We start from the raw sequence: 19,204 nt of genomic DNA, 5'->3' as shown, positions 1-19,204 counted from the left end.
CGATCGCTTATTTAACATAAGCTCTAGGCATATCGCTTTTTGCAGTGTAACGATCACGCAATGCATCTTGACGGCTTGACGTTGACGTTTCTTCGCCTTCAATCCATATACGCTCAACACGTGTACTTAGTTCAAATGGATCGTCGCTCCAAAGTACCAAGTCAGCGCGTTTACCAACCGCGATTCGACCAGCGTCAATATTGAAGGTATCAGCAATGTTACTGGTTACTGCCGCTAACGCATTTTCTTTACTTACACCATTGGCAACAGAAATACCCGCATCAAAACGCAACATGTACAAGTTGTGTGTATCGCCGCTTACGGCATAAGATACTTTAACACCTGCATCAAATAATTTAGCAGGAGTTACTAAGCTACGATTTAGCGCGTCAAAGCTAGGCAAGTTATTGATGGCACCTAAAATTACAGGAATTTTAGCTTCTGCAATTTGCTCTGCCACTCTTTCAGCATCACCAGCACCAGCAAGTACTACATTAATACCAAAGTCTTTTTTGATTTTAATCAGCGCCAAAATGTCAGTTGCTCGGTCAACATAAGCAACTAGAGGTTGTTTGCCCTCTAAAATACGATTCATCGCAATTTCAGAATCTTTTGGCTTTTTATCAGACTTTTTATCGTCTTTTTTGTCTGATTTTTTATCTTTCGCTTTAGCCAGTTTTTCTTGAGCATTTGTTAATTTTTCACGTAACTCAACAATAGTGGTTGCACGTGAACCTCGGCTTTTAGCACCTAAGCTAACAATTGCTGCAGTGTTTGTAGAAACAATACTGTCAAAGTCGCCAGTTAAATCAGCATAAAACGCTTGGCCCTTAAACATATCGTCACCGCCACTTGGCGCAACAATACTAGTGGTAATACCGCCTTTACGCGTATATGGAATAACAGACGATTTAGGGTTAAACGCACTACTAACATCAAAAGTGATATCAGCTTTCTTTTCAGACGAATCACGTGTGCGAGAAACTGCGCCAACTTCCACTAAACCGATTTGATTTAATGCCCCAATCAAACCTGGTGTTAGTATCTTGCCTGCAGCGTCAATAACGGTATCTGCCGATACATCGCTAGGATTGATTGCTTTAATAACGCCATCGTCAATAATAACGGTTGCATTTGTCAGCGTGCCTTGTTCCGTCATGGTGTGCACAGTTGCATTAGTAATAGCAATGCTCTGGGCATTGGCAACAGTAGAAGCAAGCGCTAGTGCGATAAGTGATGATTTAAATAATTTCATTGTTATTCTCCTTACTGCTGGCCTAATGAAAAGTCGCTTACTGCTTGATACTTACTATCAGCGCGGTCATAAACTTTTGCACCTTCAATAAAGACTTGCTCAGCTTGTGCATAAACACTAAATGGGTTGCCGTTCCAAACAACTACGTCTGCTCGTTTACCCGCTTCTAAACTACCTGTTTTATCTTGAATACCTAATGATCTAGCAGCATTAGAGGTGATCCATGTAATCGCTTTTTCAGGTGTGATCGCAAAACCGTTTTCGTTAGCACGATACATCACCTTGCCAGCTTCTTGGTTTAAACGCTGAATGGTTGTACCTGAATCAGAGTGAACGACCGCACAAGAGCCAGCCTTAGCATCAACAACAGCAACATTTTCTTGGATCATGTCGTAAGCTTCCATTTTGAAGCCCCACCAATCTGGCCACATTGCGGCACAGTTACCATTTTTAGCTAAATCGTCTGCAATTTTATAGGCTTCAATCGCATGATGGAAAGTACCAGCGTGGTAGCCAAATTCTTTTGATAAATCAATCATCATAGCCATTTCTTCAGCTTTATAGCAGTGGTTATGAATTAAGATTTCACCGTCAAGAACGCCTTTCAACGTATCTAATTCGATATCACGTTTTGGAGCTTCTGGGTTTTTGCCAGCGGCATAGTCTGCTTCATAGCGTGCCCAAGCATTTTTATATTCAACTGCTTCAGCCCAAGCCATGCGGTAGCCTGCCATGTTACCCATACGAGTTGAAGGAGAAACACGCTTGCCACCATAAACACGCTTAGGGTTTTCGCCACAAGCCATTTTTAAACCGTAAGGTGCTTCTGGGAACTTCATGCCTTGCATTGTGTGACTAGGAACATTTAATAATGTTACCCCTCTACCACCAAACAAGTTTGCAGAGCCTGGCAAAATTTGTAACGTGGTAATACCGCCTGCACGCGCTCTATTGAAACCAGGGTCTTGAGGCCAAACACTGTGCTCAGCCCAAACTTCTGAGGTGTTTGGTTGAGTCGCTTCATTGCCATCTGAATGTGATTCAGCAGACGGGCTTGGATAAACACCTAAATGCGAATGTACATCAATGATGCCCGGAGTAATCCACTTATCAGATGCATCAACTTCTACTGCGCCTTGCGCTGATAAACCTTTACCTACTTGGCTAATTTTGCCGCCAATCATTAATACATCAGCTTGTTCAATTCGCTCACCAGTGCCTGTTAACACAGTTGCATTGCGAAGTAATGTCGTTTGTTGAGGTAAAGCCTTGTATGTGCTTGGGTAAGGATTTTTGTTGAATTCAACTTTTTCTGCCTGTTTTTCCGATTGCAAACAACCAGTTAAACCAACAGAAACCGCTGCAACCAACAACGAGGGAATAAATTTTTGCATAGATAGTTCCTACGAAAGCAAATGAAACTGCCAGCGACATTTGCAGGGTTGTCGTTTTTATTGTTAATTTTTAAGTCTATCGATTTAGATGTTAAAAACTATTCATGTACTAATCGTTGCCAACCATAGTTTTGCATTAGGCAACAAAAGAAGCGACTAGTAACGGCTAACCATTAAAAAAATCGATAACTCGAAGGTAACGTTATGCCATAGCGCCATACTTAACAAGTCTATTCATCTTTTATAACCTTTTGCTCATCTTATTTTCTGATAAATTTGTTTTTACGAAAGCTTAATAAAACAACTAGTATAATGAAATAGATCAGAGGTTCAGTTAAATCAGATTTAACCGACCAATAAAAGTGAATTACCGCCAGTGTAATCGCCAGATAAACCCAATTGTGAAGTTTTTGCCAGCTCTTGCCCATTTTTCGTTTTATTTTACTCCACGAAGTAATAGCTAGTGCCATTAACAGCATAAAACTCACCAGACCGACAGTAATATAAGGCCTTTCAATAATCTCCTCAAAAAACAAAGAAACATTAAACTGAATCTCAAAAGCCCAAAAACTTAACACATGGCATAAGGCATAAAAAAAAGCGTATAGACCAAGCAAACGACGCACTTGCATCAGCCATGACAATTTCCATTGCCGTACCAAAGGAGAAATGACTAAGCTGAGCAGTAGCAAGTTAATGGCACCTATGCCTGTAAAGTGCAGCACAGCTTCGACAGGATCTGCCCCCAAGTTATCATTAAGAGCATTGAAATAGGTCAGGCTAATTAACCCCATACTAAACAAATGAATGATAAGTTTTAATAGCCAGATTTTGTGTTGATTACTCATAGTTAATGCCTATACCAACTCCATTAAACATTTGGTATTAGTAGAACTTTCTTAAATCCATCGATTTGTATAAATGAGCAACTTGCTCGCCGTAACCGTTAAAGGGAAGTGTTGCTACTCGGTTTCTGGCTAGTAAGCCACCTGTAGTGATCCGCCTTTCACTAGCCTGGCTCCAACGAGGATGATCAACCTGAGGATTCACATTGGCATAAAAGCCATATTCATTTGGTGCAAGGATGTTCCAAGTTGTTGGCGGCATTTTTTCAACGAGTTTAATTTTCACGATAGATTTAATGCTTTTGAAGCCATATTTCCACGGAACAACCAATCTGATCGGCGCTCCATTTTGGGGAGGAAGTGTTTTGCCATATAAACCAACTGACAGCAACGTTAATGGGTTTTGTGCTTCATCAATTCTTAGCCCTTCCACGTAAGGATAATCAATACCACCACCAATCCTTCGACTTTTTTGACCCGGCATTTGTTGTGGATCAAACAAAGTTTCAAACGCGACATACTTCGCACGAGAGGTAGGCTGAACTTTTTTAAGCAGCTCAGATAATTGAAAACCAATCCACGGGATCACCATAGACCACGCTTCTACACAGCGAAATCGATAAATACGTTCTTGTAAGTCAAATGTTGTAAACAAGTCGTCATAATTTAATGTTATCGGTTTCTCACATTCCCCACTGATTTCAAGTGTCCACGGGTCGACTTTAAAAGATTGTGCATTTTCTGCAGGATCATTTTTTGCCGTACCAAATTCGTAGAAATTATTGTGAGAGATAACTTTGGCTTCAGGTGTTAACGTGTCGGCAATAGACGATGCAGCTTGGTATTTTAGCGGCGATGTTTCGAAGGTTTTTTTGTTACTAGAAAACCAGTCAATACCGTGAGCATAAGGCGCTAGTATGCTGCTAGCGCCAACAAAGCCTAAACTTTTTAGTACCTGACGTCGATCACGATAGATTTTTTCGTCAGTAACTTGGTTTTCACTTTCGTTATATTTTGAATATTTAACTGGTTTCATTTCAAGCTCGCTTACTACCTAGGTCTATTTTATACGGCAGAGACCTCGTTTTAGGTCACTACCGATATCAAGCGTAAATCAACTAATTGATTAGACCCGAGAAAACGAAAACTAATTTTCTACCACATTAAATCATCAGGAATTTGATATTCCGCATACGGATCATCTTCATCAAGATCCGACTCAACTTTATCATTTTGCACCAACAAAACGGTTGGCTCTAGCGACGCAACTTTTTCTGCCGTTTCAGCCGTGACCACAAAAACTTGCTCGTCAATACCACACAGTGCCAACCTTCCATTAACTAGAGCGTTATAGGTCATTTCGTCTAAGTAAATTTTCTTTACTTTATTATTAAAGGTGTAGTTGTAGCTCTGCTCCCCTTCTACATTCTTTAACTGGTGATGCTGTAAAATTTGTACAATTCGCAATTTAGCTTCTTTTTCAGCCAACGCTTGTTTGCGCTGCTCATTTAACTGGGCATCTTTGGCTTGCTTCTCTTGCTGTGATTTTTTTAAATCTTGCTGAATTTTTTCTTGTAGCGTAGCTTCAACTTGCTGACCACTTTGCTTTTGCTTTTGTTTTTTACGCTTTTCAGTATTTGCTTGGCGGGCTTTTTGTTTTGTTGTTAACCCAGCTTTTAATAGCTGATCTTGTAATGAAGACATAACTTACTCGTCCATTAAAAATTTTGAACATATTTTAGCAAGCTTTATTAGGATTAATAGCGGCAATTTTCTTTAAACAATATGCTAATTGCTCTGGCGTATCTAAATCAGTAAATGCATTTTCCATTTCAATACTTTTTACTATCTTAATATTGTCACGAATTACCGGTTTAGCACCTTGTTCACCGCTGATGTTCTCTAAAGCGGAAAAACAATGCGAAGGGAAAATTACTGGCGGTCCAGAAGCTGTTTTGGCAACATTTTTACTCAGCCAAATGTCGTTGGGAGATTGCTGCCAAGCTGAGATTAATTGTTTCAAGTCGTCTGCAGTCAACAACCACTGATCAACAAGTAATAACAAGCACGCATTTGAGCATTCTTTAATTTGTTTAACACCTGCGCTAATAGACGACGCCATGCCCGTTGACCATAAAGGATTTAATACAACTGTTACCGGTAAACCCGCCAATTCACCAATCATCAAATCCGCATTTGAACCTAGTACCACGGTTACCTGATCAGTCAATTCAAGTGCTAATTTACATTGTCGTCGCAGTAAACTTTCTCCATTTAGCTGAACTAACTGCTTGGCTTGACCCAGCCTTGAAGAACTTCCACCCGCTAACAAAACAATAGTAAATGTATGATTATGGCCCAATGGTCTGTTATCTCTATCTTGTTTTATCTTACAGTATCAACTTAAAATTGCTTTGCAACCTTAAACCGCCATAACTCTGTAGGCTGACTCCAGTGCAGATACAAGATGATCTACATCTTTGTAGTCATTGTAGATGCCAAGTGATACTCGCACACTTGAATCAACACCAAGCAAACGATGTAACGATTGGGCGCAGTGATGTCCAACACTGACAGCTATACCTTCATAATCTAGCAACCCAGCCACATCTTGACTATTGAGACCATTTAGCTGAAAGCAAGCAATACTATGGTTAATTATTTGTTTTGGCTGAATAGGGAACAGTGGCTGAAAATAAGGCAGCAAATTTAAACGTTCATGCATATAAGCAGATAAGTTGCATAAATAATCGTTTAACTTTTGACTCGACATATCTGTTAGGTAATCAATTGCTTCAACCAAACCAACAATACCAACAATATTAACAGTGTTTAATTCAAGTTTTTGCGGATTACGTTGTTCAAGATCTTCATTAATATGCTGACTTATACTCGCGGCACCACCAACTTGATAAGGCCTCATCACTTCCAATAAATCAGCTCGAATATAAGCGACTCCACAGCCTGTGGGACCATAAAGTTTGTGCGCAGAAAATGTATAGATATCACAATCTAGGCTGTTAACATTAACATCGCAGCGGACTATGGATTGTGCCCCGTCGATGACAGTGACAATATTTTTATTTCTCGCGATTTTACAAATTTGTTCAACAGGATTATTTACACCAATAACATTTGAACTATGGCAAATGGCGACCAATCGTGTGTGTTTATCAAGTAAAGCGGTGTATTTTGCCAGATCAATAACACCTTTTGCATTTAGCGGGATAACCCTTAACTCTGCTCCATAAGCCTTAGCTAACCTTTGCCAAGGCAATATATTTGCTTCGTGTTCAGCAGCACTAATAACAATGTTACTTGGCTCTTCTTGCTGTTTTGCTTTGATCAGTTGGGGTTCTAAATAGCTATAGGCGATCATATTGAGCGCATCAGTTGTCCCTCGTGTAAAGACAATTTCACTATCATTAGCTGCACCGAGAAATGATGCTAGCTTGTGCCTAGCTTGCTCAATAAGATCTGAAAGATATGCGGTTAGCTGATACAACCCCTTTGGGTTGTTTGCATGCATATAACATTGATAGTGATACATTGCATCTGCAACATGTTTAGGTGTTAAACAGGTTGCAGCAGAATCCAAGTAGCACAAATGGGGATGAGCGTGTGGTAAAAATATCGGAAAGTCTTGCTTCCATGGGCTTTGCATAACATGTTGCTCATTAAAATTTTAATAAGCTGACGTTAACAAGCTACACCTTTGCTTTCAAACGACTAATTGTAAACAAGATTTAAAACAATAACGAAATAGCAACACTTTTGAATAAATGCTTTTTAAACCATACTCGTTTATTTGACCAACCTCATAGGAATTGGCTCTAGTTGTTGTTCTACCTCATTATCAGCTTTGTTATCTTTAGGATATGAAGAGGTTAAGTCAATTTTCTTATTAGGATCAATAACTAACTCTCGGTGAACCGACTCACCATTTTGAAATCTATGATAGGTGCAAACGTCAATACCAATTTTTTGGCAGAAGTGGTAAATACTTAAAAAGTCTTGCTTGGTAAACTCTTCACCATTTTTTGTTAATAAGCCATCAACATACATTTTGTTACCATTGATGTTGCAATTAGCTATGGCTTGATATGGTTTACCGTATTCATCAACTTTAAGTGCTCGTACTGCTTTTAACTCGAAGTACCAATCACCGACCTGAATATAACGAGAATGTGTTTGTGTCATTTATATCTCTACTTTAATACGCCCGCATCTAATGTGCTGCTCTTCAAACTACACATACGACCACACAAAAGGTATTGAAAATACGAAACTCAGGAAATCAGGTCGCACACACTATTTTTATAATGAAATGGAGTTTTTTTAATCTTTAAGCCAGTGATTATTACATTGTTTAACCACTAGTGCTAACAGTTTTTTCACATATTTAATACAGCTTTATATTCAACAACTTAAGGTGAAAACAAATGTATTAATGACGCTTATATTAACATTGTTATAGTGATATTTTTGCGTTACTCTATTTTTAACCTTGTGCAATGCAAAATGACCATGCAACCATTAAAAAAATTTGCCTTAGTTTTTTTGTCACTTTTTATTTTTGCCTTTATTACGTTAGCCACTTGGCTGTACAGTAAAATAGATGGTTCACTTCCAATTTTAGACGGTAAATTTCCTATTTATGGGTTAACAGATACCGTTGATGTAATGCGAGATGCCAATGGCGTTCCCACCATTAAAGGCACTAACCGTTTGGATGTCGCTGTGGCAACAGGGTTTATTCACGCACAAGAAAGGTTTTTTCAAATGGACTTGCTACGTAGAAATGCTGCTGGTGAGCTTTCAAGCCTATTTGGTGACATCGCGTTTAAACATGACAAATCAGTAAGAGTTCACCGTTTTCGTCAACGTGCTCAGTTAATTGTCAACCAACTTTCCTCAGAACAAAAAGCAATACTTGCTGCCTACACTCAAGGGGTTAACTCTGGCCTAAAATACTTAAACACCAACCCCTTTGAATACTTATTACTTCAGCAAGACCCTGTTGAGTGGCGAGAAGAAGACACCATATTAACCGTGTTTTCCATGTACTTAGATTTACAACAACAAGAAGGCACTCGAGAAAGAGTATTAGGTTTGATGAAATCGGTGTTTAGCGATCCAGTTTATCAATTTTTAAACCCGAAAGGTTCAAAATGGGACGCTGCATTAGACAACAGTACTTATAGTTCAGCGCCGTTGCCTGAGCTGCCTTGGCCTGCAGCACGAAGTGAAACAACGAGCAGAGTAATTGACGAGGTAAAACAGCAATACAACTCTGAAGAATTTCCTGGATCAAATAATTGGGCTGTAGCCGGAAGTGTTTCTAAAACGGGCAGCGCCATTGTTGCCAACGACATGCATTTAGGTATCAGAGTACCCAATACTTGGTTTAGGGCTTCTTTTGAATACCAGGTAAAGCAGCAACCTGTCAAAGTTACTGGGGTAACTTTACCTGGTACACCACTGATTGTTGCGGGTAGTAATGGTCAAATTGCTTGGGGCTTTACCAACAGTTATGGTGATTACAGTGATGTTATTAAGTTAGAATTAAATAATGACGGACAATACTTAACGCCTGAGGGCTACCTGCCGTTTACCGAACACAAACATGTTGTTGCAATTAAAGACAAGCCATCGAGATCTTTTACCACCAAGGAAACCATTTGGGGCCCTGTTATTGGAAAAAATGCCAAGGGAGAACTATTGGCCTACAAATGGATTGCGCACCATGCAGGTGCCGTCAACCTTGCTTCCATGGAACTAGAAAGTGCAACAAATGTTAAACAAAGTTTTAGTATTGCCCATAAAGCAGGAATTCCTTCACAAAACATGGTGGTTGGTGATAAACAAGGAAATATTGGTTGGACAATTATGGGGCCAATTCCAAATAGAAATGTGCCTTTTGGTGAAACACCAGAATCTTGGGCAACAGGTCAATACTTGTGGCAAGGCTTGTTATCAGGTCATGATTACCCACAAATCTATAACCCAATAAACAATCGAATATGGACAGCTAATTCACGTGTTATTGGCGGAGAAGACTACAAAAAGCTAGGAAACGGCGGTTATGCTCTTGGTGCAAGAGCACAGCAAATTAGAGACAACTTATTTAAAATAGAAGTTTTTGATGAGCAAGCCTTATTATCAATAGCACTTGATGATAAAGCGCTATTTTTATCACGATGGCAAGAGTTTGTCCTAACTAAGGTGTTAACAGAAGAAGTCATTAAACAACACCCGCAATGGCAACAAGCAAAAGATATTCTCAGTTCAAATAACTCTCTATCTGCCACCGTTGATTCAGTTGGTTATCGCTTAGTACGCAATTTCCGAATTGCACTGAGGGATAGAGTTTTTAGTGTGATAAACGACAACTTATCAAAGCAAGATCAAGCGTTTAATTTGGCCAAAATTCGTCACCAACTAGAGCAGCCTTTGTGGCAACTGGTTAACGAACAACCTGACAATTTCATGTGGCAACCAGATGAAACATGGCAAGATACGTTTGTAAAAGCCTTTACAATAACCTTTAACGATATGACGGCAGAGCAACCACTAGCAAAAGCTACATGGGGTCAACAAAATACAGCGAAAATCGAACATCCAATGGCAAAAGCCATACCGTTTTTTGGCAAATGGTTAAATATGCCCGCCTCACCTCTAGCTGGTGATAGTTATATGCCCAGAGTACAAGGTAAAGCGTTTGGCGCGTCTGAGCGAATGGTAGTATCACCAGGCCACGAAGAAACTGGTATTTTCCACATGCCTACTAGTCAATCTGGACACCCTTGGAGCCCCTACTTTGGCAAAGGACACCAAGATTGGGTCGACGGAAAGGCAACACCTTTTTTACCGCAACAAACTCGATATACTTTAACCTTACTAAGCTACTAAGGACGTGAGATGACAACACTTATTTACTGTTTAATAATTGCTACATTTTTACCTTTTATTGCCAAAGCTCCTGTAGCCTATTTTATGCAGCAACAAGGTGGTTACAATAACAAAAACCCTCGTAAGCAACAGGCTGAGTTAACAGGTGCTGGTGCTAGAGCGTTGGCAGGACATCAAAATGCCTTTGAATCTTTAATAATCTTTGCTCCCGCCGTATTGTTGGCTATTGCGACGCAAACTACGGGTGAATTAGTGCAACAATTAGCGATTGCTCATGTTATCGCGCGAGTTGTTTATCACATTTTGTATATTGCAAACATAAGTACTTTAAGAAGTATCGTGTGGATTGCAGGTATTTCTTGCTCTATTGCTATTATGTTTATGTGTTTACCTTAATTTGTGCTGGCCTTTAAGGATTGATTTTGCTTTGGTTTAGCATGCCTTTCGACAGTGTTATGCATAGTTTTTAGAGCATGAGTAATAATTGGCATAAATAAGTGGTTGAATTATCCATCTTAGCTAGATACATTAAAGTAATGAATGACATCAAATTCTTTTTTAACTTTTTCTTTTTTTCACTCTCTTTTCGGGAGCGTTGATGTCGTGTAATTTTATCGATAAAAACCTCCCAAGCGGAGGTTTTTTTATGTCCATACCAAAACATTTAACTGGAAAATACTATGTCAATAAATGAAGAGCTAGACTTAAACGTAATACGAGAACATATCAGCAAATTAGATCAAGAATTGTTAACCTTGTTTGCCAAGCGTCGTTCATTGACATTAAACGTAGCCAAAAGCAAAGCTCATCAAGTACGTCCAGTAAGAGATCAGCAAAGAGAGCAAGAGCTGTTAGTTCGCCTAATCAAGCAAGGTAAAGAGTTAGGGTTGGACGCCCACTATGTTACTAGTGTTTTTCAAACCATAATTGAAGACTCGGTATTAAACCAGCAAGCATATTTACAAACTTTGGCGAATCCAAATATTGAAATGCCTACGGTTAGCGTCGCCTTTCTTGGTGCCAAGGGTTCTTATAGTTATCTAGCTAGTCACCGATACTTTTCTCGTCGTGCTGAACATATAATTGAATATGGTTGTCAAAGTTTTGCTGATATTTTACAGCAAGTAGAATCAGGCCATGTCGATTACGGTATGTTACCTATTGAAAATACCAGTTCAGGCAGTATTAACGAAGTTTATGATTTATTACAACACACCAACTTGTCTATCGTTGGCGAAATCACACAACCTATTGAGCACTGCTTATTAACTGCAGTAAACACTAACTTATCACAAATAAAAACCATCTATGCACATGGTCAACCCTTTACCCAATGCAGTAATTTCCTAGATAAACAAGGCGATATGCGAATTGAATATTGCGAAAGTACTGCTGAAGCCATGGCTAAAGTATATGAGTTACAAGATCCTACGGTTGCCGTTATTGGTAGTGAAGAAGGTGGGTCACTATACCAACTACACGCCTTGGAAAAATCTATTGCAAACCAAACAGAAAATCACAGTCGTTTTATATTAGTGGCAAGAAAGCCTGTTGACGTTGCTGAGCAAATACCTGCAAAAACAACTATTATTTTAGCAACAGGTCAAAAACCCGGGGCGCTTGTCGAGTGTTTAGTGGTATTAAAAAACAAAGGGATCAACATGTGTAAACTTGAATCTCGCCCTATTCAAGGTCGCCCTTGGGAAGAGATGTTTTATATTGATGTTGAAGCCAACTTAAAACAAATCGTGATGCAAGAAGCCATCCGTGAATTAAACGGCATTACTAATTTTATTAAGGTGTTAGGTTGCTACCCTATTGAACACATAAATCCTACTAGCGTTCCAAGTGGCGCGTTATCGTCTTAAAAAATGTCATACCAATCCTCGTTCGAAGATTGGTATTACTTTATGCTTTCTATATACTTAGTTTCAGACTTTCCAGTAATTAACAAGGAATTCATATTGTGAAAATTTTAGCGTCAATCGTCGTAGTTATCCTACTGCTTTGCGGCGGAGCATTGTGGTTTTTAGCAGGCGGATCTCTAAATGAGTTAATTAAGGCACAAATAGAATCTCAAGGTAAAGCCCTTACCGAGCAAACAGTCACCGTTGATACTGTCGACATTCAGCTAACAAAAGGTGCTGGAAGTATTTTGGGCATCAAACTACCTAACCCTAGCAAGTACACTTACCCTAATGCCTTTACTTTAGGTGAAGTCACGCTAGATATTAATTTAGAAGCAACTAAAACAGATCACGTAGTGTTAGATGCGATTATTATTAATAGCCCGAAAGCATTTGTGCAGTTAACCGAAAATGGCAACGCCAATATCAAAGAGTTAATGGATACAATTGAAAAGAACATGCCTAAGTCTGAAAAGTCTTCAGAAACAAAACCACAAGGCAGTTCAATTGACCCACTAGTGACTATTAATAAACTTGTGCTCGCTGACACGGCTTTAACGGTTGATTTAACCGCCCTAGGTAATAAAGAGCACTCTGCCACTTTACCTAATATTACTTTAACAAAGGTTGGCGGCGATGCAGGTATTCCAGCGAGCCAAGTTGGTGGCGTTATCGCTAAAGAGATGTTATCTGAGATTTGGCGACAAACGAAAAAAGTACAAAAAGAGAAGATAAAAGAAAAAGCGACAGAAGAGCTTAAAGAAAAAGCCAAGAAAAAACTGTCTGAATTATTCAATTAACCCTAAGCTTATCTGGGGAGAATAGAAAATGAAAAAAACAATATTTGCAACCGCCACAAGTATTCTGTTAGCTAGCTCAACATCAGCGCTTGCCGATGGTTGGGAGTTTAGTGGCCATTTTGGACAAACTTGGACTTCCGATCTAACAGCTTTGGGCACAAACCAAACTATCGCCATCGATGATGGTAACAATTATGGTTTTGGTATTGCTTGGAATGATTCACCTAATGGCATGGGGCAAGTATTGTTTAATTTTCTCAGTCATGATTATGTCAGCGGTTTAGATCAGCAAAAACATAGCCTAGATATCACTTACGGACACTTTAATGGTGTAGCATTGTTTCGACAAGAAAACTACGTTACCACAGTGTCATTAGGTTTAGGTGGTGCTATGTTTGACACTGGCTTCAATGATAAAGTTTATCCATCAGCGACAATCTCCATTGGAACTCGTTACGAATTTTCTGATAAGCTCGCCTTTTTTACGGAGCTTCGAAGCTACGGAAGTTTAGTGGATGAGGAAGACCAATTATTTTGCCAAGGAGATAGCTGTCACGCTGAGTTTGAAGACAGTTTATGGCTTGAAGCAAATATTTCGGTTGGCATAAGCTATCGCTTTTAAGCCAAACAACAATTAATAAAAATTATTATTTAATACCAATTGGTATAACACATAGGAATTTGTATGAAAAAGTTATTACTTGTATTGTCTAGCGTACTTTTAATTACTGCATGTGCTCCAGAAGTAGGCACAAAAGCATGGTGTGAACAACTAGAAAAGAAACCTAAGGGTGACTGGACAGCAAACGAAGCAAAAGACTACGCAAAACATTGTATTTTTAAATCAGACGATGATAAGTAACCTATTACTTAACTAAAATTGCTGGTTAAATTAGCTAAAGCACAGCCATTATACGCTGTGCTTTTTTATTATCTGATGAATATCACTGACTAAGCTGACAGCAGGCTGTTCAACAATTCTGCCTAACTCTTTACCTGCTCTAGTCACAATGATGGTAGGTGTAAATTGCACACCGTTGGCTTTTGCGCCACCGTTTGGTTCAGTTTTTTTATAGTCTAAACCGATGAGACTAATCGTTAGCGTTTTATTGTAAGAAAGGAGCTTTAATAATTTAGGGACTTCTCGCTCACTGTCATGACACCAAGTGCCAAAATAGACATTAAACTCAATATCACTTGGCCAAGATTCGACAAGCGCTTGCTCAGCTTGTGTGATTTGCGCTGATTGATAATTATTTAAAAACTGTTGGTGGTTGTTAAATAAGGTATCACTTTCCATTTGACCTAAAGTAAAACGAGGCCCTGGTGCTGGTGTAGATCCACAGCCTAATAATGTAATGGTCAAGATTGTGCTTAAAATTAACTTTTTATATGGCATAACGTTGTATTAGGGTATGTTGATCTTTCTTGTTTGATTTTGCCGTGGTTTATTGTGAGGTATTTTGCTTAGGTGACTAAGTAACAAACCTCACGCCGCGATTAAAACGCGTTTTTCTCGAACATAATCTAATCAGCAAAGATCAACACGTCCTAGTGTTTTTTTAATTCATTTGCTTTTAATAACATGGCTTTGCTTTCTTGTAAAAAGATATCTGCATAATCGCCAAACCAATCAGACACTTGATCAAACATATCAACAAACGCCGCTTTATCTGACAGTTCAACATCTTCAAGCAATTCCAAAAAGCGATAGGCAAACCGTTTCATCATGGCAATATTGTCTCTGTTTGAAAAAATTATATCAGTATATAAAATCGGATCTTGTGCAAACAATCGCCCCACCATAATGAGTTCCAAGCGATAAATAGGAGAACTCATTTCTACTAATTGAGAAATATCAGCGCCCTCCATCATCAAATGGTAACCATAAGCAATCGTAGAAAAATGTCGCATCACCTGAACCATGGCCATAGCTTCATCATGTTGATGTGCTTCAACAGGGTAAATTTTTGCCCCCCAAACTTGAAACTGCTCAATCAGCCATTGATAACTCTCAGGTTGGCGCCCCTGACAAACAATAATCGTTTGTTTAATTAAACCTGATACATCAGGTCCAAACATTGGATGCAAGCCAACCACAGGGCCGCTGTGCACCTTCATCATTTCGAAAAGCGGCGACTCTTTAATACTTGTTATATCAGCCAATATACAATCACTAGGTAGGTGCTTTAACTGTTGAATAATATTGGCCGTTAACCTAATTGGTACCGCGACAATCACTAAGCTTGTATCTGATAAGATTTCTTCACTGCGCGGCCAGTCATCATGCTCTAATGTGGCAACCGTATAGCCAGAACGATTGAACAAATCAACAAAGACGCTGCCCAGTTGGCCGCCACCACCAACCACCACCACCTTTTTGCACTCAGGGTTAATGCAGCGATAACCACTCGCGTCTTGGCTTACGTATGAATCACGCATTAAACGTCTTAATACGTCTTCAATTAAATCTGGTGATATACCTGCGCTTTGAGCTTGCTCACGTCGCATAGCAATTAACTCTGCTTCACGATCTGGCGCAAAAATAGGCATTCCAACTTCACTTTTTAACGCGCCAACTTTTGTAGTAACTGCCCGACGTTTAGCTAATAAATCAACCAACTGACTGTCAATGTCATCAATTTGATCGCGCAATACTTTTAGCTGTGGTGTTATATCTTTTTTGTTCATGGAGTTAATTCAGTTTTCAATTCACCTAAACCAGAAAATCAAATGCTCATTTAAGCAATACGAGATTTTAGCACTTGTGATAGTTGCTCAGCGCCTTTGGCTAATAAGTTAGCAGTGCTAGCAAAGTCTATACAAGCGTCAGTAACTGACACGCCATATTTAAGCTCATTTTTTGGTAAATTGGCACTTTGATTTCCTTCACTTAGATGACTTTCCAACATAATACCAATGATAGATTGATTACCTTGAACAATTTGCCCAAAGACATTTTCAGCCACTAAAGGCTGACGTCGGTAGTCTTTTTTAGAGTTACCATGTGAACAGTCGACAACAATACCAGGCTCTAAATGATGTTCTGCCAATTGTTGTTCGCACAGTTTAATGCTCTCTTCTTCATAGTTAGGTTTTTTACCGCCACGTAAAATAACATGACCATCAGGGTTACCTGATGTTTTAATTAACGCCACTTGGCCCTGACGGTTAATGCCCATAAAGCGATGTGATGATGCCGCAGATTGCATCGCATTGATCGCTACATCTAAGCTGCCATTGGTACCATTTTTAAAGCCAATAGGCATCGACAAACCACTGGCCATTTCACGGTGTGTTTGTGATTCTGTGGTTCTAGCGCCGATTGCAGACCAACTAAATAATTCAGCGAGGTATTGTGGGCTAATCGGATCTAGTGCTTCTGTTGCAAGTGGCAATCCTAGCTCTGTTAAATAAAGCAACAATTCGCGTGCTGTGCGAAGACCAGATTCAACATCAAAAGAGCCGTCCATTTGAGGATCATTGATTAAACCTTTCCAACCCACTGTTGTTCTTGGTTTTTCAAAATAAACTCGCATCACAATATAAAGTGTATCTTTGTGCAGTTCATGAAGCTCTTTAAGTTGGCGAGCATATTCTTTTGCTGCATCAACATCATGGATTGAGCAAGGGCCACTGATCACAAGCAAACGGTGGTCTTTTTTGTGGATGATATTCGCAATGTCCTGGCGGGCATTAATAATGAATTCTCGACTCTTATCGGGTAGAGGCAACTCATCTCTAAGTTGTTGAGGTGTAATTAACACCTCTTCGGCATTAACGTGAATATCGTTGAGTGATCCTCTAGGACTTGCGCTTTGTGTGTTTATCTCTGACATAATAGTTTCCGGTATTTTGAACAGCGAGTTTTAAAAGAATAATACATAGCTAGCTAAACAGGAGGTTTAGCAATAAATAGACAGGCAATAATAAAAAGGTTTTTGTGTTAAATTTTCCATAATTACATTTTGTAAACTTATGTTTACTGTATTTGTAATCTTATTCTTACAGCTATAAAAAAAATGATCAATGCTTTTTTTGCACAATTTTTAATATCTAGACAAAAGTCGTAGGCATAAAAAAAGCGCCCGTAGGCGCTTTTTAATTAACAAGTGTGATGATTAACCACCATGTACAATACGGTTTTCAATCAAGTTATCTACCACAGCTGGATCTGCAAGCGTTGAGGTATCACCTAAGGTACCCAAATCATTTTCTGCGATCTTACGTAAGATGCGACGCATGATCTTACCTGAGCGAGTTTTAGGTAATCCAGGTGCCCATTGAATGTAATCAGGCTTAGCAAATCGACCTAACTCATTTGCTACAAACTCAATTAGTTCTTTGTTTAGTTCAGCTGATTCTGTCGCATTTGCCATTAAAGTGACATAAGCGTAAACACCTTGGCCTTTCACTTCATGTGGATAACCAACAACAGCAGCTTCAGCAACTGCTGGGTGTAATACCAACGCACTTTCAATTTCTGCCGTACCTAAGCGGTGACCTGATACATTCAGTACATCGTCAACACGACCCGTGATCCAATAAAAACCATCTTCATCACGTTTAGCACCGTCACCTGTAAAATAGTTGCCTGGATATTGGCTTAAGTAGGTATCGATAAAGCGCTCATGGTTTCCGTATACGCTGCGTAATTGTCCTGGCCAGCTACCCGTCATGACTAATAAACCTTGGTTTTCACCATCAAGTGTATTGCCGTCTTTATCAAACAAAGCAGGTTTTACACCAAAGAAAGGTTTACCAGCAGCGCCTGGTTTCATATCAACGGCGCCCGGTAATGACGTTATTAAAATACCGCCAGTTTCTGTTTGCCACCAAGTATCTACGATTGGGCAATTTGATTTGCCCACAATCTCATAATACCAATGCCATGCTTCTGGGTTGATTGGCTCACCAACTGTACCCAACAGGCGTAGATCAGATAGATCATATTTAGTCACATAATCATCACCAACACTCATTAGTGCACGAATCGCGGTTGGCGCAGTATAAAAGATATTAACCTTGTGCTTTTCACACACCTGCCAAAAACGGCCAGCATCAGGGTAAGTAGGTACACCTTCAAATACTAAGGTAGTAGCACCATTAGCTAGTGGTCCATAAAAAATGTAAGAATGACCAGTGATCCAACCTGCATCGGCAGTACACCAATAAATTTCGCCATCGCGATAGTCAAATACATATTTGTGGGTCATTGCCGCGTAAAGTGAATAGCCACCACAGGTATGAAGTACACCTTTTGGTGTTCCGGTAGAGCCAGACGTATAAAGAATGAATAATGGATCTTCAGCGTCCATCACTTCAGGCTCACAAACTGCAGGTAAATTAGCAACAGCTTGTTGATATTTCACGTCAATCTTATCATTCCAAGCAACGTCACCACCTGTGCGCTCGATAACGATCACCGAGTGAACATTTGGACAATCAGCAATAGCCGCATCAACATTTGCTTTAAGAGGAATAACGCGGCCACCACGTAAACTTTCATCTGCTGTCACAACCACTTGGCAGTCAGCATCATCGATACGAGCACGAATAGATTCTGTTGAGAAACCACCAAAGACAACAGAGTGGATTGCACCAATACGTGCACATGCAAGCATTGCATAACCAACTTCTGGGATCATCGGCATATAGATACAGACGCGATCGCCCTTTTTAACACCACGCTCTTTTAATAGGTTGGCAAAACGACAAACATGATCATGTAATTCTTGGTAAGTAACTTTTAAATCTTCTTCTGGATTATCGCCTTCCCAAATGATAGCAACATCATTTGCTTTAGCTGGTAAGTGACGATCAATACAGTTATAGCTAACGTTTAACTTCCCACCTTCAAACCACTTAATGTGGCCTGATTTCAAATCGACGTCGGAAACTTTGTCAAAAGGTTTGTACCAGTCTAAAAACTGCGTAGCTTGCTCTGACCAGAAAGCTTCTGGTTGCTCAATAGACTGCTGATACATTTTTTCATACGTTGCTGTGTCAATATGAGTATGCGCCTTTGCACGCTCTAACACAGGATAACGACTTTTTAATTCTTGCATGATAAGTCCTTCGTTTAATAACT

Annotated in this window: 17 protein-coding genes and 1 pseudogene; 6 read left to right on the top strand and 12 right to left on the bottom strand. The window is 39.5% G+C overall.

What is annotated here, in order from left to right; translation table 11 throughout:
* Window positions 1-7 precede the first annotated feature (7 nt).
* The 8 genes from IE199_RS04395 to IE199_RS04360 all read right to left on the bottom strand — a co-directional run bounded on the left by IE199_RS04395 (window position 8) and on the right by IE199_RS04360 (window position 7,694).
* A complete protein-coding gene (locus IE199_RS04395; protein ID WP_189767660.1) occupies window positions 8-1,255 on the bottom strand; it encodes an amidohydrolase family protein in 1,248 nt (415 codons plus the stop codon).
* Window positions 1,256-1,266: 11 nt separating this feature from the next.
* Entirely contained in the window at window positions 1,267-2,649 is a 1,383-nt protein-coding gene (locus tag IE199_RS04390) for an amidohydrolase (RefSeq protein ID WP_189767658.1), read from the bottom strand.
* Window positions 2,650-2,909: 260 nt separating this feature from the next.
* On the bottom strand, window positions 2,910-3,497 hold the full coding sequence (gene msrQ, locus IE199_RS04385) for a protein-methionine-sulfoxide reductase heme-binding subunit MsrQ (protein WP_189767656.1): 588 nt from the start codon (window positions 3,495-3,497) through the stop codon (window positions 2,910-2,912).
* Window positions 3,498-3,534: 37 nt separating this feature from the next.
* Window positions 3,535-4,530, bottom strand: coding sequence for a protein-methionine-sulfoxide reductase catalytic subunit MsrP (gene msrP, locus IE199_RS04380; protein ID WP_189767654.1), 996 nt, complete (start codon window positions 4,528-4,530; stop codon window positions 3,535-3,537).
* Between the two features lie 119 nt (window positions 4,531-4,649).
* On the bottom strand, window positions 4,650-5,198 hold the full coding sequence (locus IE199_RS04375) for a DUF2058 domain-containing protein (RefSeq protein ID WP_189767652.1): 549 nt from the start codon (window positions 5,196-5,198) through the stop codon (window positions 4,650-4,652).
* A 34-nt stretch (window positions 5,199-5,232) separates the two neighbouring features.
* Window positions 5,233-5,856 (bottom strand): nucleotidyltransferase family protein, encoded by a 624-nt coding sequence (locus IE199_RS04370; protein ID WP_189767650.1) that lies wholly within the window; start codon window positions 5,854-5,856, stop codon window positions 5,233-5,235.
* A gap of 60 nt (window positions 5,857-5,916) precedes the next feature.
* Window positions 5,917-7,158 (bottom strand): aminotransferase class V-fold PLP-dependent enzyme, encoded by a 1,242-nt coding sequence (locus tag IE199_RS04365; RefSeq protein WP_189767648.1) that lies wholly within the window; start codon window positions 7,156-7,158, stop codon window positions 5,917-5,919.
* Window positions 7,159-7,298: 140 nt separating this feature from the next.
* Window positions 7,299-7,694, bottom strand: a complete 396-nt coding sequence (locus IE199_RS04360; RefSeq protein ID WP_189767646.1) for a hypothetical protein — start codon at window positions 7,692-7,694, stop codon at window positions 7,299-7,301.
* 327 nt (window positions 7,695-8,021) lie between these two features.
* Between IE199_RS04360 and IE199_RS04355 the strand changes: the two genes are divergently transcribed.
* The 6 genes and pseudogenes from IE199_RS04355 to IE199_RS04330 all read left to right on the top strand — a co-directional run bounded on the left by IE199_RS04355 (window position 8,022) and on the right by IE199_RS04330 (window position 13,975).
* Window positions 8,022-10,406, top strand: a complete 2,385-nt coding sequence (locus tag IE199_RS04355; protein WP_189767644.1) for a penicillin acylase family protein — start codon at window positions 8,022-8,024, stop codon at window positions 10,404-10,406.
* A 9-nt stretch (window positions 10,407-10,415) separates the two neighbouring features.
* Entirely contained in the window at window positions 10,416-10,802 is a 387-nt protein-coding gene (locus IE199_RS04350) for an MAPEG family protein (protein WP_189767642.1), read from the top strand.
* Between the two features lie 290 nt (window positions 10,803-11,092).
* A pseudogene (gene pheA / locus IE199_RS04345) lies at window positions 11,093-12,265 on the top strand (prephenate dehydratase); the annotation flags it as partial.
* Between the two features lie 107 nt (window positions 12,266-12,372).
* Window positions 12,373-13,113 carry an AsmA family protein gene (locus IE199_RS04340; RefSeq protein WP_189767640.1) on the top strand — a complete coding sequence of 247 codons (741 nt, stop codon included), beginning with the start codon at window positions 12,373-12,375 and terminating at the stop codon, window positions 13,111-13,113.
* A gap of 28 nt (window positions 13,114-13,141) precedes the next feature.
* Window positions 13,142-13,735, top strand: coding sequence for a hypothetical protein (locus IE199_RS04335; RefSeq protein WP_189767638.1), 594 nt, complete (start codon window positions 13,142-13,144; stop codon window positions 13,733-13,735).
* A 63-nt stretch (window positions 13,736-13,798) separates the two neighbouring features.
* Window positions 13,799-13,975 carry a DUF3012 domain-containing protein gene (locus IE199_RS04330; RefSeq protein ID WP_189767636.1) on the top strand — a complete coding sequence of 59 codons (177 nt, stop codon included), beginning with the start codon at window positions 13,799-13,801 and terminating at the stop codon, window positions 13,973-13,975.
* A gap of 48 nt (window positions 13,976-14,023) precedes the next feature.
* Here IE199_RS04330 and IE199_RS04325 read toward each other — a convergent pair whose 3' ends face one another.
* The 4 genes from IE199_RS04325 to acs form a co-directional block, all read right to left on the bottom strand.
* The gene (locus IE199_RS04325) at window positions 14,024-14,479 is read right to left on the bottom strand and encodes a TlpA family protein disulfide reductase (protein WP_189767634.1); all 456 of its coding nucleotides are present in this window, start codon (window positions 14,477-14,479) and stop codon (window positions 14,024-14,026) included.
* Window positions 14,480-14,664: 185 nt separating this feature from the next.
* On the bottom strand, window positions 14,665-15,804 hold the full coding sequence (gene tyrA / locus IE199_RS04320; RefSeq protein ID WP_189767632.1) for a bifunctional chorismate mutase/prephenate dehydrogenase: 1,140 nt from the start codon (window positions 15,802-15,804) through the stop codon (window positions 14,665-14,667).
* A gap of 50 nt (window positions 15,805-15,854) precedes the next feature.
* Window positions 15,855-16,952, bottom strand: coding sequence for a 3-deoxy-7-phosphoheptulonate synthase (locus tag IE199_RS04315; protein ID WP_189767630.1), 1,098 nt, complete (start codon window positions 16,950-16,952; stop codon window positions 15,855-15,857).
* A gap of 282 nt (window positions 16,953-17,234) precedes the next feature.
* A complete protein-coding gene (gene acs, locus IE199_RS04310; RefSeq protein WP_189767628.1) occupies window positions 17,235-19,181 on the bottom strand; it encodes an acetate--CoA ligase in 1,947 nt (648 codons plus the stop codon).
* Between the last annotated feature and the right edge of the window lie 23 nt (window positions 19,182-19,204).

Origin of the sequence: Thalassotalea marina, assembly GCF_014656435.1 — a bacterium.
GTDB classification, from domain to species: Bacteria; Pseudomonadota; Gammaproteobacteria; order Enterobacterales; family Alteromonadaceae; genus Thalassotalea_C; species Thalassotalea_C marina.
Note: the sequence above shows the minus strand (reverse complement) of the source record. Positions and strands in the feature narration are given on the sequence as shown.

Coding starts and splice junctions, on each gene's coding strand:
- IE199_RS04335 (WP_189767638.1), top strand. CDS start 13,142: ATGAAAAAAACAATATTTGCAACCGCCACAAGTATTCTGTTAGCTAGC.
- IE199_RS04350 (WP_189767642.1), top strand. CDS start 10,416: ATGACAACACTTATTTACTGTTTAATAATTGCTACATTTTTACCTTTT.
- msrP (WP_189767654.1), bottom strand. CDS start 4,530: ATGAAACCAGTTAAATATTCAAAATATAACGAAAGTGAAAACCAAGTT.
- IE199_RS04390 (WP_189767658.1), bottom strand. CDS start 2,649: ATGCAAAAATTTATTCCCTCGTTGTTGGTTGCAGCGGTTTCTGTTGGT.
- IE199_RS04330 (WP_189767636.1), top strand. CDS start 13,799: ATGAAAAAGTTATTACTTGTATTGTCTAGCGTACTTTTAATTACTGCA.
- acs (WP_189767628.1), bottom strand. CDS start 19,181: ATGCAAGAATTAAAAAGTCGTTATCCTGTGTTAGAGCGTGCAAAGGCG.
- IE199_RS04395 (WP_189767660.1), bottom strand. CDS start 1,255: ATGAAATTATTTAAATCATCACTTATCGCACTAGCGCTTGCTTCTACT.
- msrQ (WP_189767656.1), bottom strand. CDS start 3,497: ATGAGTAATCAACACAAAATCTGGCTATTAAAACTTATCATTCATTTG.
- tyrA (WP_189767632.1), bottom strand. CDS start 15,804: ATGAACAAAAAAGATATAACACCACAGCTAAAAGTATTGCGCGATCAA.
- IE199_RS04365 (WP_189767648.1), bottom strand. CDS start 7,158: ATGCAAAGCCCATGGAAGCAAGACTTTCCGATATTTTTACCACACGCT.
- IE199_RS04315 (WP_189767630.1), bottom strand. CDS start 16,952: ATGTCAGAGATAAACACACAAAGCGCAAGTCCTAGAGGATCACTCAAC.
- IE199_RS04375 (WP_189767652.1), bottom strand. CDS start 5,198: ATGTCTTCATTACAAGATCAGCTATTAAAAGCTGGGTTAACAACAAAA.
- IE199_RS04360 (WP_189767646.1), bottom strand. CDS start 7,694: ATGACACAAACACATTCTCGTTATATTCAGGTCGGTGATTGGTACTTC.
- IE199_RS04355 (WP_189767644.1), top strand. CDS start 8,022: ATGCAACCATTAAAAAAATTTGCCTTAGTTTTTTTGTCACTTTTTATT.